Here is a 17,041-nt window from a genome sequence, read left to right on the forward strand (position 1 = left end):
GTGACCATGTCGGAAGACCAGCAGAAAAAAAATGCCAAACACAAACAGGCAATGCAAAAACATAAGGCGAAGGTTGATGCAAATATAGCAGCGGCCGATATCCAGCGTGGAGTTGCTGTATTGCTAACTGGTAATGGCAAGGGAAAATCCAGCTCTGCTTTCGGCATGGTTATACGTGCGCTAGGTTATGGCCAGAAGGTGGGTGTAGTGCAATTTATCAAAGGCGCACAGCAATCTGGAGAGGAACTCTTTCTCAAAAACCATTGCCCTGAAGTAAACCTCTACCAAATGGGTACAGGCTTTACCTGGAATACACAGGATCGCAGCAGTGATATAGCAGCTGCAGAACGAACCTGGGAGGAAGCCGGGAAAATGCTCACCGATGCCAGCTATGATCTAGTGGTATTGGACGAGTTAACTTATATGCTCGCGTATAAATACCTGGATGAATTACAGATATTGAAAGCTTTGGCGGAACGCCCTCCAGAGCAGAGTGTGGTAGTGACCGGCCGCGGCGGTGGTAGTGCTCTGCAAGAGCTGATGGACACTGTGTCTGAAGTAAAAGATATAAAGCATGCCTTTAAAGCTGGGATCAAGGCCAGAAAAGGGGTCGACTACTAAGTTGTATTCGTTATGTCCGTATTGATGATCCAGGGCACCACCTCGGATGCTGGCAAAAGTACTCTAGTTGCGGCGCTTGCCCGCTATTTTGCCCGGCAGGGACTTTGTGTTGCTCCATTCAAGCCACAAAATATGGCGCTCAATAGTGCAGTCACTACGGACGGTGGCGAAATAGGGCGGGCGCAGGCGCTACAGGCCCAAGCTTGCGGAATAGAACCGCATAGCGATATGAACCCTGTGCTGCTTAAACCTGCTTCAGACACTGGGGCTCAGGTGATTATCCAGGGCAGGGCGCTGGGAAATATGCAGGCCCTGAATTACCACCATTACAAATCCACTGCACAAAATGCCGTGCTGGATTCCTTTAAACGCCTTAATGATCAATATGAGCTGGTGCTTGTTGAAGGCGCGGGAAGTCCGGCGGAAATCAATTTGCGGGAAAATGATATTGCCAATATGGGTTTTGCTGAGGCGGTGGATTGCCCTGTGGTGTTAATTGCTGATATTGATCGCGGCGGTGTTTTCGCCCACTTGGTAGGCACCCTCGAATTACTGTCCCCAACTGAACGCGATCGCGTAGTTGGATTTGTGATCAACCGCTTTCGTGGCGACTTGCAGCTGCTAGAGCCGGGGCTCGAATGGTTGGAAAACTACACCGGTAAACCCGTTCTCGGGGTATTGCCATATCTCCATGACCTGTATCTGGATGCGGAAGATGCGATTAGCACCCAGCAGGCTGGTGCTGATGCTCGGCTAAAGGTAGTGGTACCGGTGCTGCCCCGAATTAGTAACCATACAGATTTTGACGCACTGAGGTTGAACCCGGATATTGACCTGCAATTTGTTAGCGTGCGTGAATCAATCCCCCCTTGCGATTGGGTTATCCTTCCAGGAAGTAAAAATGTGCGGGCTGATTTGGCCTATTTAAAAGAAAATGACTGGCCTGCACAACTGGATCGGCACTTGCGTTATGGTGGAAAACTCATAGGTATTTGTGGCGGCCTGCAAATGCTGGGAAAAGAGGTGCAGGACCCAGATGGGGTAGAAGATGTCCCCGGCAGTGAGCTAGGCCTTGGTTATCTGGATTATATAACCAGGCTGCAGCCATATAAGGCATTAATAAATGTTACCGGGTTTCTATCTCTGGGAAATCAGGATAATGACCAGGGGGATATCGCCCTTCAAGGCTACGAAATACACTGCGGGATTACAGAAGGGCCAGCTTTGCAGATCCCCGCGGTATTTCTTCATGACGAAGCTGGAAACCTTAGGCCAGATGGGGCTATCAGTGCCGACGGGCAGGTGCTTGCTACTTATGTGCATGGGCTTTTCGATTCTCCGCAAGCCCAAAATGCGCTGTTTTCCTGGGGCGGCCTAACAGGGGCTACACCGCTGAACCTGAATGTCCATCGTGAGAAGCAGTTGGATAGGCTGGCTGATTCTATTGCCGAACATATGCAGAACTCTTGGCTTAGGCAATTCGGACGAGACCAAGGTGGGGCAACATTGGAAGAGGTAAGCCAATGACAATCGCCCGAGTCAAAGCTTTGAATCTTGCCTGGTGGGTATTGCCCGCAGGGCTCACAATGAGTTTTGTTGTCGCAGTGGCCGTCGGTGCTGTATATCTTTCGCCTTCTCAAGTTGTCTCTGCTCTCAGTGGGCAAGGGGAGGGAGGTCTGGCAAAAGATATCGTTCAGGCAATTCGCTTGCCACGGGCTTTATTGGCGGCAGGAGTAGGGGCAGTACTCGCCATCTGTGGTGCGATGTTACAGGGCTTATTTCGCAATCCACTGGCTGACCCTTCATTAATTGGGGTTACTGCGGGTGCTTCCCTTGGTGCCTGTCTGGCTATTTTACTTGGAGCAGAAGTAGCCGGTGGCTTTGGAAGTTTGCCGGTGGTATCAATTTCGGCATTTTTCAGTGGCTTGCTAGCAGTGACATTGGTTTATCGGGTGGCAAAAAGTATCAATGGAACTTCAGTGGCCACCATGCTGCTGATGGGTATCGCTGTGACTGCTCTATCAGCAAGTTTAATCGGGCTGATGGAATACTTTGCAGATAATGACACGTTGCGTCGTATGAGCCTCTGGCTAATGGGTGGGCTGGATGCGGCCAGCTATCCCCGTGCTTTTCTGATTTTGGCAGTATTGTGTGGGTTGCTTGCCAGCCTGCCCGGTTTTGGTTCTTCACTGAATGTTCTTTTGCTGGGGGAATCCCAGGCACGGCATCTCGGTGTCGATGTGGAGCGGGTAAAAACCAGCTTGATCGTGCTTGTCGCTGCAGGGGTGGGAACTTCAGTTGCCGTGGCCGGCAGTATTGCTTTTGTGGGTTTGGTGGTGCCGCATATAGTGCGGTTGTGGGTGGGGCCGGATCATCGCCAGCTGTTACCCCTATCGGCGCTGGCTGGCGCCAGCCTGTTATTGGTTTCTGATACCCTCGCACGCACAATTATTGCGCCCGTCGAGATACCGGTAGGGTTGATTACCGCCCTGATTGGGGTGCCATTTTTTATTTCCTTGTTACGCAAAAACAGGGGGTCCCTCTAATGGCTCTGTTACAGGCTGAGGGAGTCACGGTAAGTGTGGACAATCGACCGCTGCTTACCGATGTATGTCTTGACGTTGATGTCGGGGAGCTGGTTTGCGTGATTGGTCCCAACGGTGCCGGTAAGTCGACACTATTGCGCGCACTTTGCGGTGAATCTGCGATGGAGACTGGAAGAGTTCACTTTAAAGGTGAGTCGCTTGCTAGTTTGCCCGCTCGCAAGCGAGCCAGGCAGTTGGCAGTTCTGCCACAAAGCAATCCGCTTTCATTTGCCTTTACGGGCCTTGAACTGGTTGCCCTCAGCCGCACGCCACACTCCACAGGCACTGAGCGAGATAGAATTATTTGTTTGGAAGCTATGGCGGCACTGGACGTTTGCCATTTATCTGGGCGTCTCTATCCCACATTGTCGGGCGGTGAGCAGCAGCGCTTGCAACTGGCACGGGTAATGGCACAAATCTGGCGTGCTGAAGATGGAGGAGATCGTTTGCTTCTGCTGGATGAGCCGGCTACCAGCCTCGATATCGCTCATCAGTACGAAATGATGAGAGCGGTGCGCGACTTTGCGCGAAGTGGTGTGGCTGTTGTGATGACGGTGCATGATCTCGCTCACGCCAGTGGTTACAGTGACCGGATCCTCGCCCTTAAGCATGGCCGTAGCATGGCCTATGGTTGCCCAGAAACGGTACTGACCGCAGAAAATATGCAGCAACTCTATGGTTACAGCGTCACAGTGGTACCACACCCGGTAACTGGTAAATCCCTGGTGGTTGCCGATGTATAACAACAGTAATTTGCACCTGATTCTCGGTGGTGCGCGCAGCGGCAAGAGCCGACTGGCACAGCAGCGTGCTGAACAGTGGCTGCAAAGTAACAATGCCGGTGGACTTAGTTACCTGGCAACTGCTACAGCGGGGGACGAGGAAATGTCTTCTCGTATCGCTCGTCATCAAGGAGACAGGGGGCAACACTGGCAAACTATTGAAGAGCCTATCGCGTTGGCTGAGGCTTTAGATGCATCCCCTAAATCTCACTGTGTTTTGGTGGATTGCCTGACGTTGTGGCTCAGTAACTGCATTCATGAAGGCGTCTGGGCGCGTGAACGCGAAGCATTGATGCAGCGTGTTGATCAAAGGCGCAATAATTCAGAAAACAATGCCGCCCCATGGATATTCGTTAGTAATGAAGTTGGCTCCGGGATAGTGCCTCTTGGGCAATTATCACGGGAATTTATGGATGCTGCAGGCTGGTTGCACCAGGCGTTGGCGGAGCGGGCTGACAGCGTAACCCTGGCTATTGCCGGTTTACCTCTGACGGTAAAATAGATTGAGCACGAGAGGCGAAAGGTTATGTCTGATGAACTGAGCTGGCTCTATAACCCGGCACCTGCACCAGATCAATCGGCTCGAAATGCAGCTATTGCCCGGCAGAAACAATTGATAAAGCCAGAGGGCGCACTCGGCCGGTTGGAAACTATTGCTGTAGATTTTGCCGGGTTCCAGGGTAAAGGGCAGCCTCAACTTGAACGCCTATCTGTGCGTGTTTTTGGAGCTGATCACGGTATTGCAGCCCAGGGCACTTCGCAATTTACCCAGGCCGTTACCTCAGTAATGCTTAATATTTTCTGTGAGGGTGGGGCGGCCATCAATGTATTGAGTCGAGAGCAGAATGCAGACTTTGCTGCTATTAATTTGGGTTGTGTGGTGCCCACTGAGCACCCTGAATTGATCGATGAGGTCATTGCGCCTTCTACAGCGGATTTTTCCCAAGGTAAACCCGCGATGACTTATGGGCAGCTCATAAGTGCGTTTAATGTGGGACGAAGGCACTCTACCGATAGTGATTGTTTTATCGGCGGGGATATGGGGATCGGTAATACCACCTCGGCAGCCGCAATTTTTGCTGCTTTGTTTGATTTGAAAGTTCCAGAAATCACAGGGAGAGGTACAGGTATCGGTGATGATGTACTCGCCCGAAAAATTGCACTGATTGAATCTGCTTTGGAGCAGCACAGCGCTGCTCTGGATTCCCCCGTGAGTATTCTGCAAATTCTCGGTGGTTTCGAAATTGCGGCCCTGGCCGGGGCATTTATCGCCTGCGCCCAGCGGGGAACCCCGGTTCTGGTTGACGGGTTTATGGCCACGGCTGCAGCTGCTGTTGCTGGAGCTATCAATCCCTCTGTAAAACCCTGGTTCTTATTTGCGCACCTGTCGGATGAACTTGGGCACAAACTGGCCCTAGAGTGTATGGGGGTTAGTCCTATGCTCAACTTCAATATGCGGTTGGGGGAGGGTACTGGTGCTGTTCTGGCTATAAGTATTATCAGGCAGGCGCTTAACCTGCATAACAAGATGTTCACATTTAGCGAAGCAGGTGTACCGATTGAGGATTGACCTGTTACGACATGGCGCATGTGCTGGCGGTAGTATATTTCGTGGCCAGATTGATGTCTCCTTAACTGAAGAAGGTTGGGGGCAAATGTGGCAAGGACTCAGGGATCTTACCGGCCCATGGGATAGAATTATCACTTCCCCACTGGGTCGTTGCCAGGCATTTGCTGCCCAGCTGGGCCACAAAAGAAAGTTGCCAGTAGATATTGTTCCCGGTATCCGCGAAATTAGTTTCGGTGAATGGGAAGGGCAAGCGATCGACAAAATCTGGACCGAGCACAAAACCTTGTGTAATGCATGGAGCCGCGAGCCAGAAAAGCACTGTCCCCCAGGCGGTGAGCCTTTCACATCTTTCCGGTCCCGGGTGCTACAGACTATTAGCGAGCTGTCTGTGCGCTACTCGGGAGAATCTCTATTATTGGTAACCCATGGTGGCGTGATCAAGTTACTGCTGACCATTGCCAATGGTTGGGGGCCCGGTCAGATGATGTCGTTACAGGTAGGCTATGGATTTGCCGCGTCAATGGAATACGATTGCAATAGCGGGACTTTCGGGATTCCCTATCCGGGGCAGGATGCCTATGTTTATTGTCCGTAAATTTTCAGGTCTTATCCAGGCATTCCTATATGCACTGGTCTTTCTTACCCGGCTGCCAGTCGCGGGATTGTTGTACCGGGTCGATAAAGAAACAGTAGAGCGATCAATTTACTTCTATCCGTTTGTTGGGGTTGTTATTGGGCTTCTATTATCGGCCGCAGCATACCTGCTGGCCCCACTGGGAATTCAGCTACAGGCGGCAATATTGCTGGGGTTTTGGGTCATTTTAACTGGTGCCTTACATCTTGATGGTCTTGCCGATTGTACTGATGCCTACTTTGCCGGTCACAAATGTGCTGATCCTGAAGAGAGGCGCAGTCGAATCCTCACTGTAATGCATGATCCACATTGTGGCTCAGTTGCGGTTGTTGCACTTGTTGTATTTCTACTGATTAAATTCGCAGCGATCGCAACTCTACTTACAGCCGAACTGGATGCGATAGAAAACTGGATATACCTGCCGCTGGTACTGTCGCCGATGTTGGCCAGGACGGCAGCGTTATCTCTAATGAGTATTTCAGACTACGCCCGTGTGGAGGGTTTTGTTCCACCCTCTGGCTCAAAGAGAAGACGGGAGCTATTGTCTGTGGTCATTATCGTTACGGCCATCGCTTTCGCAACAGCTCCTATGGCCATCGTAGTTGGAATGGCTAGTGCTTTACCTGTGCTGATTCTTTGTTGGCGTCATTTATGGGAGAAAACTATTGGTGGTTATACCGGTGATTGTCTGGGTGGCCTGGTCGAAATTATTGAGCTCGCAATACTAATTCTGTGGGTAGCTCTTGCCAGTGTTTAAAATTTGAGTGTTACAAAACAATAAGTTTAGAGTTAGACGAGTTAAATGATGTCTCGGAGTATTTTCACAATCTTCATTACCACCTTGAGCCTTTTATGGACAGGCTCTTGTTGGGCCGATAAACCAGTACGTGTACAGGATGTACGGGGGCACTGGATCGAATTGCCAGCGCCGGCAGAGCGGATTGTTGCCCTGGCTCCACATATTGTAGAAAATTTCTACAGCGCAGGTGCGGGAGAGAAGCTGGTTGCTGCTGTTAGCTACAGCGATTATCCTGAGCAGGCAAAGAAGCTACCAAAGATTGGCAATTACAAAGCACTAAGCTATGAATCTTTGCTGGCTCTGACACCGGATCTGATTGTCGCCTGGGGGTCGGGAAATGGCGATGAAATGATCCAAAAGCTGGATGATCTCGGGTTTACGGTATTCGTCACTGAGTCCCGAACTCTGGAAGATATTGCAAAGAATGTAAGATTTTTTGGCGAACTTGCCGGCACAAGCGAGAATGCGGATCGCACTGCAAGCGAGTGGCTTAAGAGACTAAATGAACTCCAGCATAGCAACAAGAAAAAAACACCGGTAAGTGTATTCTACCAGGTATGGAATGATCCCCTCCAAACACTCAACGGCGAGCATTTGATCAGCGATGTGATCCAAACTTGTGGTGGCCGCAATGCATTTGCTGATGCGATGGTTTTGGCGCCCAAGATCAGTATCGAATCTGTTCTTAACCGGAATCCTGAAGTGATTATTTCCAGCGGCATGGGGAAAAGCCGGCCAGATTGGCTGGATGCCTGGAAAGCGTATCCGACACTCAATGCGGTGAAAAATGATAGTCTCTATTTTGTACCCCCAGATATTATCCAGAGACATACCTTTAGAGTGCTGGATGGGATGGAAATGGTTTGTGATCACCTGGACAATGCGCGAATAAAAGTTGGCGCAGGCTCCATATAGCTAAGAATGATCTGTATTCCTCAGCAAAAATAGTTTCTACTGTCCGCTAGATATGATTTTTATATCAAAGCAGTGACGAGGCTAGGTATTTATGTGGTATCTGATACTGGAAACAATAACAACGATTATAGTTTTTGCAATGATTATTGGAGGATTGCTAGCTATTCCTTTTGGAGCGGCTAAATTAACTAATCTTGAAAAGGGTAGAAATAACCGGTGGTCAATTTTTTGGCGTCATATCTCTAAAGATATAGCTGCTGGAAAGGTAGCCTTATTAAGCCCTTTTTTAGGATGGTTTGTCTATTATGGATTCTATCAGTTTGTAAAAGTTGGAGATGATTCCTCTGCGATTTTAGCCATTGTCTCGTGTGCTGCAATTGGCTTGTTCCTTGTTTTTCATATGGGTTTGCTTGACCGTAAATTTTTTGATTTTCATTTAGATAACATAAAATTGCTGGCTGTGAGTGTAATGTCACTTATTCTCGTTGCGCTAAATGTTTCATTTTGGTTTACAACATTTATTGGCGCTATAGCTACTATGATTTGTGCAATAAAGTATTCTGTAGAGCAGGTCATTCTGGAGGCTGAGCGAGCTAGAGCCAGAGAAGAGGGGGAATCACGTAAAATCTAACTCAGCCCTCCTTTATGAAGGCTGTAGAGGCTATTGAGTTATTAAAAAATAACTAGAAATGTCAAGATTCGATGCCTTTCCTTCTTGCTGCTCCAGGGCCATAGCCAAAATGTTTTTTAAATGCTTTACTAAAACTGGCCTCGGATTGGTAGCCAAACTGATGGGCTACTTGAGCAGTTGAATTTTTCTTCTCATAAAACTCTTGGTGAGCACGCTGCATTCTCCAATTGGTAACATACTGCATTGGTGTTTTTTTCACCAAAGACAGGAATTTTTCAGAAAATGAGGATCGAGACATAGCAGCTCGTTTGGATAATTTATCAACTGTCCACGAGTAACCTGGGTCAGAATGGATAGACTGTAAAACTTTTCCCAGCTTGGGGTCCGCGAGTGCTTTAATGTATCCATCGGTGAACTGTGAGCTCTTCATATGAGCCCGCACAATATAAATAAATAAAATTTCTGATAGGCGATCAATAGCGATTTTCTCTCCAGGCAAATTGTTTTCTATCTCAAATGTTATAAAGCGAGTCACCGTTTCAATTAATGCAGCACCTTCAGCCAAATCATTCTGAACGATTAAAACCTCAGGTAAATCTTCATGAAGAGGATTCCAGCTAAAGTGATCGAGCTCAAAATAACCACATATTAAACTTGTAGCAGCCCTGCCTGAAGCCTGTCCCTCTTCGTTAGGCTGGTTAAGTTCCAGTTGAAGATCTGGTGTGTCCTGACTATGGGTTATTGTATGAACAGCATCATGAGGAAATACCACCAAGTCACCGGCCCTTAATGGTATTGGCACATCCTTAGAGGGTAAATGTAACCAGCAAACACCACGAGTAACAAGATGAAAGGTGGCCTTTTGCTCTCCGGAGGTGTCTACCCGCCAGGCGCCATAAAACTGGCTGTGTAAAAAAACATGTGCTTTTAAGTGGAAAACCCTGAGCAAATCACTTAACACGTCCATAGCTGCGAATACCTAAAAACCATACAGTCATACGATCTGACATGAAATATATACTTTTAAGCATTTATCATACAGATTGTGACGATATTATACGTTCCAGGTTAAGCGCTAGCAATGTCCTGCTTACTTACCCTATATAACTTAAGAGCTTTGGATAGGAAAATACCTGATGAACTTTTTAAATAATCTAGTAGCGCCAGTTGTAACACTAGGACTTATCTCTTTCTCACTGAATAGCTTTGCCGATCAAGCTGAACCTGGAATGAAAATTGATCCTGAGCGGACTGCAATCGTAATAACCGACCCGCAGAATGATTTCTTAAGTCCTAATGGTGTAACCTGGGGTGTAGTGGGGGAAAGTGTAGAAAAAAATAATACAGTTCAGAACCTTGAACGGTTAATGAAAGTTGCAGGGAAAAAGGATGTGCCATTATTTATTTCTCCGCATTATTACTATCCTCATGATCACAAGTGGAAGTTTGAGGGGAACCTCGAAGTGGTAATGCACAAACTTGGTATGTTCAACCGAGAGGACCCTCTAAGTTTAAATGGATTTGAAAACTCTGGAGCTGATTGGTTGGAGCAATATAAGCCATATATAAATAATGGTAAGACTGTTGTGACCGGCCCACATAAAATTTATGGCCCTGAAACAAATGATTTAGTACTTCAATTGAGAAAGCAGGATATTGATAAAGTAATTCTTGCAGGGATGTCTGCAAATCTATGCACAGAATCTCATATGCGCGAACTGTTAGAACAAGGGTTTGAAGTGGCTGTTGTAACTGATGCAACAGCTGGTGCAAATTTGCCTGAGGGTGATGGCTACGAAGCGGCAATGATTAACTTCAAGTATATGGCTAATGATATATTAACCACAAAGGAAGCTGTTAAATTGATTAAAAAGGAATTCTAAGTAAGCGTAGGCATAATCAAGTCCATTGTTAATCTTGATTTTCAGTGAGTGATTATGCCTACAAAGGACATATATCAACATTTGATGGGTAGGCATTTTGACGAGCTGGGTTGAGGTCTGAAGTATAAAAAATCTCCTAGTTCATGAGTAGTACAGTCGATATGGACCAATTCTGCTTAAACTTCCCGAAGATTTGCCCTCTTATAAAGCATTAAGTGTCAGAGCTATTGACACATCGGGGAATACCATAAATATTGAGATCGCTTTCAGGCAAAAGCGTATATACCCATGGTCTCTTCATGAGGTGATCAAATATTGTTCGTCCTGATTGCCTGTCATGATTATCTGTTCCGCTATGTATGATGTGCTTTGTATAGCGCTCCTTAAAGTATCTCCGTAATCAGAAGGAGATGGATTTTTTATGATGCATAAATAAATTGATAATTATATTTTAAATTGATTTCTGGGTTTTAATAAAAATTAGAGAGAAATGATGTTTACAATAGACGAAAATGACTTCAATCGAACGTATGATGAAAAGCGCGACACTCTAGTTTTAAAAGATGACTTGCCTGTTGCGGTTAGAGATGAGCAAGTCTTAAGGAGTCTTGGAACCGTCATATCAATCCCAGGAGTTACTTCAGGTAATGCTCTCCGCCTAAAAAATATTACAAACTCGACACTGAGGGATTATATTCCAGAGGAAGAGCATATTTGGGTCAACCCTAATTATACAAGTTATGGAACTGCGTGGGAGAAAGCTGGTTTCGAAAAGCCTGATAGAGGTCTGGGTGACTTGGATCACCTTCATTCCAAAGAATGGGCAAAAAAAGGGGGATATGGGTATGTTGTCCTGATTCCCGTCAGATCGGGCGTAAATAGAAGCGCGGGTACCCTCGAAAAGAGCCAGGTAAGTTTAACCTCAAGAAATCATAGCCTCAAAGAACCTATTTTCTACGGCAATCATATTCACTGGGGCAAAATATGGAAACTTAAAATCGATCTTAGACGTGATTGAATGCAGATTTTATAGTGTTAAATCTGATTTCAGGCTTGATTTCACAGTGACATTTTTTAGAGGGTGCTTGTCAGATGAATTCTAATCTAGTAAAGATAAACTAGGCATCATTGACCGTACTCTGGTTTCTCACTTATTGTTATCAAATAGATCTGAATCGTTCAATATCTCCTCCTGATTTTTCAATTTAAAGTCTATTCAATTGAATGTGACTTTACTCAAAATTTGTTAGCCTATCATTGCCTTTCCGTATCTTCCATGTTCCTATTTATTCACTGCTAAGAGATCCTGCCGGGGAGAAATTGCGGTGTTGTCACCCTTGGCTTGTAGTAGTCCAAACTAAAATATCCAAATAAATTCCAGTATAAAAGGAAAATAGTTTTGAATAAGGTTATATTGACGGTTCTACTGATTGTATTCAGTTTTAAAGTGCTCGCATCTGACCCGAACGTAGAGCAAGCACGAGAGTCTTTGGATACCATCAAGGAGCTTACTCCCTGGTCTTGGGAAGAGCCCATTACCCCGATATTTGATAGCTACTTAGCAGCTGATTTCGATCAATACCAGGGAAGGTATAAATCTTTATACATGGTAGAAGATCTACTGATGCATAAGTGGGGCCAGTCTATTACTGAATTTATTGTACTGGCTGAACTATTGTACACTTTCCAGCCGGAAGATTATCAGCAAGAGCATCTGCCGGCATTTGAAGCAGCTATTCATGAATTGGATGAGTTCAGGTTAGCAATTAATGAATTTTTATTGCCCTATGTGCCGAGCTACAGTCTTAAACAGCAAAGTTTAGTTAGGCATTTTGATGGAGAAGGGATCGTTATAGCGGTATTCGATTTATTTGACCCTATACGATTGAAGGAGCAGCGTGAAATGTACCCAAATATTGAGGCTGAAGTTCAATTTGGTGACCCTATTACTTTTCTGCATGGAAATACTGTGATTGATATCATCCTGGATATCGCGCCTAAGGCCACTATTGTTCCAGTGAGTACAGAGAGTAAAACTTACAACGAAGCTATGGAATACATGCGTGCTCGTGAGGATATTAGTGTTATCAACATGAGCAGGGCATTTCACATTACCGACGATCAGTTAGATCAGGAGTTTGCCGATCATTTATCCAGTATCCTGCAGACAAAAATCTTTACAAAGTCCATTGGTAATACAGGAACAGACTTGGATGGAGTAAATACAGATGTTCGCGAGCGCTTAGGTCTGCCGCCGCTTGGTAGCTTTTTCACTTACGACCTGGAGTTAATAAAATCATTTCTTGTGCGAAATGAGGGTCAGCCTGGTGATGAGAACTTAATGTTCGCGATTAATTTGCAGCCTTTTTCAAATGAGGTTTCACTGACAGCCACCGTGCCTGGGTACAATCAGTTGGCTAGTGATCGAAGCTTTGCAATCGCGGGTGATGCGGTCTACTCAGCTTCAAGCAACAATTTTGAGTCCGGTAGTTCCTTTTCCGCGCCACAACTGGCAGCAGTGAGCGTTCTTTTACTGGATGCTGCAGAACGCTATGGTTTCTCTGGGAGTGAGGCAACTCAAAGGGTAGTACAAGCACTTCAATCGACAGCAAGACACTCACATCTGGGGGCTAACAATACAGGTCTCGGTTTTGTTGATGCTCAAAGAGCGTGGCATAAGGTGAAAGGTAAGGGCAGATATAAGCCCCATCCACGTACTGCTGAAAAGTAGTCAGTAATTGATATTTAGAAGATTTCTAATCTGGCAGGGACTTCTCTGTCAGGTTAGATACTATTGGGTTCCTGCCTAGATCAAGTAATAAAGAGATAAGCTCAAAAGTGGCTCTCATCCCCAGTAATAATCGAAGATATCATTGCAAATTAATTAGTATACTATACCTTTAACCTCCCATCGAATATTCAAGTAAACGGCCTTGTCAATATTAATTGCCAACTATCCTGGCTGAATGACTTCTGGTGAATTTATATAAATGGAGAGTGTAATGGATAAGTGCTTTCTTTTTGATAATGACGGTACCTTAGTTGACAGTGAGTATCTCTGTAATATCGGTTTGGCCAAAATGTTCCATCGATACGCCATAAAGCTTGATCCGGATGAGTTGGTTATACGCTTTAGAGGATGGAAATTGGCCAGTATTCTCGTGATTTTAGAGCGAGAGAATGAGGTGACTCTACCGGATAATTTTGTTGATGAATATCGCTCGGTAGTATCAGACCTGTTCGATAGAGAGCTAAAGCCAGTGAATGGTGTGATCAACGCTCTTGAGGCACTGAATGGGCCTAAAGCTGTGGTTTCCAGTGGGCCATTGTCTAAAATCAAGCATGCGCTAAAGCTATGTGGGTTATCTCATTATTTTGGCGATAACCTATACAGCTCATATGATGTGGGGATCTGGAAGCCTGATCCTGGTATCTATTTGCATGCTGCCAAAGGGATGGGTTATACGGCTGAACAGTGTGTCGTAGTAGATGATGGGCCCGTAGGTGTCGAAGCGGGTTCCAAAGCCGGTATGAGTACTTTCTTTTACAATCGATATAATGAAAAATGTGATATTGATGGTGTTATAAGTTTTACAACCATGAATTCACTACCAGCATTAATAAACGCAGGGGTTTAATGAAGTTAAATTGGTCGCAAGACGTATATCTCAAAGCCTGGAATTTTGCAACCTTAGTACATAGTGGGCAAAGGTACGCTAGTTCGGTAGCTGGTCAAGATTTCCCGTACATTAATCATATCGGAAGTGTGGCTATGGAGTTGATCTTTGGATTAGCTTCAGATGTTAACCTTAACGGTAACCTCGCCATTCAGTGTGCTTTACTCCATGATACTTTGGAAGATACTGAGGTTGATTTTGAACTCATAAAGTTCACATTTGGTGGGGATGTAGCTGAGGGTGTTCAGGCACTCACTAAAGACGATACATTAGTTACAAAGCAGGAACAGATGCTTGATTCGCTTAAGCGTATTAAGCTTCAGCCTAAAGAAATTTGGATGGTAAAACTTGCGGACCGAATAGCTAATTTATCTGAACCACCGGCACACTGGGATTCAGTGAGGAAATCTGCATACCTGCAAGAGGCAATGGTTATCTATCAACATTTACATGAAGCAAATGAGTTGCTGGGTGCCAGGCTCCAAAAGCGTATTGAAAGCTATCGAAAGTATATCGGTTAGCAAATTCTTATACCATATACCGATTTCGTACACATAGTTCCAAGACGAAGATAACTTCAGCTTCAATGAAGATTTGATTTTATTTGAGATGCCAGTCCATTGGATAACTGCTATGTTAGTGGTTTACTGGGCATTGACTGGCGGTGTTTTAGCTTGCTGACAGATTTTTAGTGCCTCAATCAAAAAAAGGTTTAGAAAATAATGAATGTCATTAAACGTTGCTTGAGAGTAGGCACTTTTTTTGCATTTTTGATTACTAGTCATGCTTGGGCTTCCGAGGATTTGATATGTGATGAGTCCTGTACATTTGTTCTTAAGAGTGAACGTGAATCCAAGTTTACAGTTATCAATCAAAGCAGGGCAGATACAAGGCTTTCACCTTTTTCCACCTTTAAAATACCCAATACCTTAATAGCCCTGGATTTGGGTGTTGTAAGTAGCTTGAATCAAGAGCTCACTTACGACCATGAGAAGTACCCAGCACAGAGGTGGTGGCCTACGGTTTGGTATGAAAAGCCACTCCCAATACGGGCTGCGTTCCAAAACTCTGCAGTTCCTATATACCAGCAAATCGCCTTTCAGGTTGGTGTGGAAAGAATGAATCAGTATTTGACAAGATTTAACTACGGAAATATGGATATTTCCTCTGGAGTGGATCGTTTCTGGTTAGATGGTAGTTTAAAGATTTCTGCTCGAGAACAGGTTAACTTCCTACATAAGTTATTTAGTGGGCAACTGCCGGTATCCTCAGATACATTGGTTTCTTTTAAAAAAATCATGCTGGTTGAGGAAACTGACAAATATAAATTCTATGCAAAAACGGGTGGAGGGCAAACCTCAAAAGGATACGCATTAGGCTGGTATATTGGTATTGTGGAATCCAAGGATAATGTGCATTACTTTGCGCTTAATATGGACGGGGATACGTTTGGCGAGGTTCAAAAGAATAGAGTTAAAATGGCTAAGCAGCAGTTAATAAAGCTTGGGATCCTTTAAATAACCCCTAATACTTCATTTGCATACAATGAGTCAATATGCTAACGGACTCATTGTATTTCCTTTGTGAAGAGTTTGTGCTACAGGTTATGGATTTCGGTAGGTCAACCATTAAAAATAATTATATGTTAGTGATAAAATATATTAGAATATAACTTTAATATAGGTTTGGATATCTTGAGTTGAACTCCTTTATCGCTTTGAAATTGTAAGGAGTGGGGATATTCATCTTCCTTCCGAGTTCAACGATATGGCCATTTAAGGAGGCAATTTCAGTTTTTTTATTCTCTTTGATATCCTGGTAAGTGGATGGGTAATGATTCATATCCTTTACTCTATGATAAATGTTGTCCCAAAGAGTCTCTTTACTTTGATCAAATTCAATCTTTCTTGATAAAATATCATATGACTCAAAGTATGTATTTCTTATCCTTTTAGTTATTTTTTCGTCTTCGAATAAACCTTTATAGTTCTTTAAATAAATCGCAGAGAATATATTGGTTGAGCAGTTAAAGATGGCTTTTATAGCTCTCTGCTGAGAGATCTGTTTGGTTGTAGCTATCTCAATTTCTGCATCCTTAAATACGGAATATATTTTACATGTGTGCTCACTTTTTTCTATAAGAAAGCCTTTACCTCTAATGTAAGTGAGCTGATTGCCACGCAAATTAAATCCGTCATTAACAACAGCGATGAAAGTATTCCTTTCACTTGAGCCTATAAATTCGGATGTGTCAAAAATACAATTTTGCAGCAAAATATTGATTTTTGACTTGATCTTGCTTTTGGCTAAAAGGTCCAGATTTTCTTTTACATCAAAAAGCTTGGAAGTTAACAGTACAATGTCATAAGTGATGCCGTTTTTTAATGCTTTAGAAACTGGAGGGAAATTATACTTTTTGTTATTGATGTAAAGTTGTCTTCCAACTTTTTCAGCTTTTCGGCCTATGACGTCTACATGGTACTGCGCATTGTAAAGTTTTGTAGCTAGATATGAGCCAACTGAACCTGCTCCAAGAACTAATATTTTCTCGTCTTTCATGGTAACTTTTCACATTTTATGATTGATAGCACAAATTAGCGCGGGCACTTTCTGTAGATGGGTACTTTAAGTGGAACAATCAATAAGTGTAGCGTAATTAAAAGACTTTCTTCTCTTAGGCACGACATTCATTATGTCTTTCTATATATGACCTGTTAACTATTCTGTACAGCGGTAATGGTTAAGTAAAGGTCAACAAGACTTGAGCTCATTTAAGTCATCAATTGTCAAAAATTTGATGTGTTTTATTTGGTATATCTCTAGGTTAAAATCGATGGTGTAAATCCTTAGTTACGTGCCGCTAAACCCCTTGGGCCATCATCTGAGTAACTTAACTATGATTGGATTTTTTTTATTTCCACTTTCAGGTAAATTGAGTCAGTAA

Annotated in this window: 18 protein-coding genes; 16 read left to right on the forward strand and 2 right to left on the reverse strand. The window is 44.4% G+C overall.

Annotated elements, in window-relative coordinates; all coding sequences use genetic code 11:
• Positions 1-6 precede the first annotated feature (6 nt).
• From cobO to G367_RS0121855, 10 genes are all read left to right on the forward strand, one after another.
• Positions 7-621 carry a cob(I)yrinic acid a,c-diamide adenosyltransferase gene (cobO, locus tag G367_RS0121810; RefSeq protein ID WP_020415296.1) on the forward strand — a complete coding sequence of 205 codons (615 nt, stop codon included), beginning with the start codon at positions 7-9 and terminating at the stop codon, positions 619-621.
• Positions 622-633: 12 nt separating this feature from the next.
• Positions 634-2,148: a cobyric acid synthase gene (locus G367_RS0121815; protein WP_020415297.1), complete on the forward strand. Its 1,515-nt coding sequence runs from the start codon at positions 634-636 to the stop codon at positions 2,146-2,148.
• Positions 2,145-3,167 carry a FecCD family ABC transporter permease gene (locus G367_RS0121820; protein WP_020415298.1) on the forward strand — a complete coding sequence of 341 codons (1,023 nt, stop codon included), beginning with the start codon at positions 2,145-2,147 and terminating at the stop codon, positions 3,165-3,167. The genes G367_RS0121815 and G367_RS0121820 overlap by 4 nt, the downstream gene beginning before the upstream one ends.
• Positions 3,167-3,949, forward strand: coding sequence for a heme ABC transporter ATP-binding protein (locus G367_RS0121825; RefSeq protein WP_020415299.1), 783 nt, complete (start codon positions 3,167-3,169; stop codon positions 3,947-3,949). The genes G367_RS0121820 and G367_RS0121825 overlap by 1 nt, the downstream gene beginning before the upstream one ends.
• Entirely contained in the window at positions 3,942-4,490 is a 549-nt protein-coding gene (gene cobU / locus G367_RS0121830) for a bifunctional adenosylcobinamide kinase/adenosylcobinamide-phosphate guanylyltransferase (protein WP_020415300.1), read from the forward strand. The genes G367_RS0121825 and cobU overlap by 8 nt, the downstream gene beginning before the upstream one ends.
• 24 nt (positions 4,491-4,514) lie before the next feature.
• Positions 4,515-5,558 (forward strand): nicotinate-nucleotide--dimethylbenzimidazole phosphoribosyltransferase, encoded by a 1,044-nt coding sequence (gene cobT / locus G367_RS0121835; protein WP_020415301.1) that lies wholly within the window; start codon positions 4,515-4,517, stop codon positions 5,556-5,558.
• Complete coding sequence (locus tag G367_RS0121840) at positions 5,548-6,153, forward strand: histidine phosphatase family protein (RefSeq protein ID WP_020415302.1); 606 nt, start codon at positions 5,548-5,550, stop codon at positions 6,151-6,153. The genes cobT and G367_RS0121840 overlap by 11 nt, the downstream gene beginning before the upstream one ends.
• Positions 6,137-6,949 (forward strand): adenosylcobinamide-GDP ribazoletransferase, encoded by an 813-nt coding sequence (gene cobS / locus G367_RS0121845; protein ID WP_020415303.1) that lies wholly within the window; start codon positions 6,137-6,139, stop codon positions 6,947-6,949. Before G367_RS0121840 ends, cobS begins: the two co-directional genes overlap by 17 nt.
• Positions 6,950-6,997: 48 nt before the next feature.
• Positions 6,998-7,906, forward strand: a complete 909-nt coding sequence (locus G367_RS0121850) for a cobalamin-binding protein (protein ID WP_157533719.1) — start codon at positions 6,998-7,000, stop codon at positions 7,904-7,906.
• 91 nt (positions 7,907-7,997) lie between these two features.
• Positions 7,998-8,537 (forward strand): hypothetical protein, encoded by a 540-nt coding sequence (locus tag G367_RS0121855; protein ID WP_020415305.1) that lies wholly within the window; start codon positions 7,998-8,000, stop codon positions 8,535-8,537.
• A gap of 61 nt (positions 8,538-8,598) precedes the next feature.
• Here G367_RS0121855 and G367_RS0121860 read toward each other — a convergent pair whose 3' ends face one another.
• On the reverse strand, positions 8,599-9,504 hold the full coding sequence (locus G367_RS0121860) for an AraC family transcriptional regulator (RefSeq protein WP_020415306.1): 906 nt from the start codon (positions 9,502-9,504) through the stop codon (positions 8,599-8,601).
• 169 nt (positions 9,505-9,673) lie between these two features.
• Between G367_RS0121860 and G367_RS0121865 the strand changes: the two genes are divergently transcribed.
• From G367_RS0121865 to G367_RS24645, 6 genes are all read left to right on the forward strand, one after another.
• Positions 9,674-10,420: a cysteine hydrolase family protein gene (locus tag G367_RS0121865; RefSeq protein ID WP_020415307.1), complete on the forward strand. Its 747-nt coding sequence runs from the start codon at positions 9,674-9,676 to the stop codon at positions 10,418-10,420.
• A gap of 490 nt (positions 10,421-10,910) precedes the next feature.
• Positions 10,911-11,438, forward strand: a complete 528-nt coding sequence (locus G367_RS0121870) for a hypothetical protein (protein WP_211214969.1) — start codon at positions 10,911-10,913, stop codon at positions 11,436-11,438.
• Between the two features lie 381 nt (positions 11,439-11,819).
• On the forward strand, positions 11,820-13,151 hold the full coding sequence (locus G367_RS0121875; protein WP_020415309.1) for a S8/S53 family peptidase: 1,332 nt from the start codon (positions 11,820-11,822) through the stop codon (positions 13,149-13,151).
• A gap of 271 nt (positions 13,152-13,422) precedes the next feature.
• Positions 13,423-14,058: an HAD-IA family hydrolase gene (locus G367_RS0121880; RefSeq protein ID WP_020415310.1), complete on the forward strand. Its 636-nt coding sequence runs from the start codon at positions 13,423-13,425 to the stop codon at positions 14,056-14,058.
• Positions 14,058-14,618, forward strand: coding sequence for an HD domain-containing protein (locus G367_RS0121885; RefSeq protein WP_020415311.1), 561 nt, complete (start codon positions 14,058-14,060; stop codon positions 14,616-14,618). The genes G367_RS0121880 and G367_RS0121885 overlap by 1 nt, the downstream gene beginning before the upstream one ends.
• A 201-nt stretch (positions 14,619-14,819) precedes the next feature.
• Entirely contained in the window at positions 14,820-15,614 is a 795-nt protein-coding gene (locus G367_RS24645) for a penicillin-binding transpeptidase domain-containing protein (RefSeq protein ID WP_020415312.1), read from the forward strand.
• Between the two features lie 157 nt (positions 15,615-15,771).
• Here G367_RS24645 and G367_RS0121895 read toward each other — a convergent pair whose 3' ends face one another.
• Positions 15,772-16,656, reverse strand: a complete 885-nt coding sequence (locus tag G367_RS0121895; RefSeq protein WP_020415313.1) for a ketopantoate reductase family protein — start codon at positions 16,654-16,656, stop codon at positions 15,772-15,774.
• Between the last annotated feature and the right edge of the window lie 385 nt (positions 16,657-17,041).

The sequence above is a fragment of the Microbulbifer variabilis ATCC 700307 genome, from assembly GCF_000380565.1.
GTDB classification, from domain to species: Bacteria; Pseudomonadota; Gammaproteobacteria; order Pseudomonadales; family Cellvibrionaceae; genus Microbulbifer; species Microbulbifer variabilis.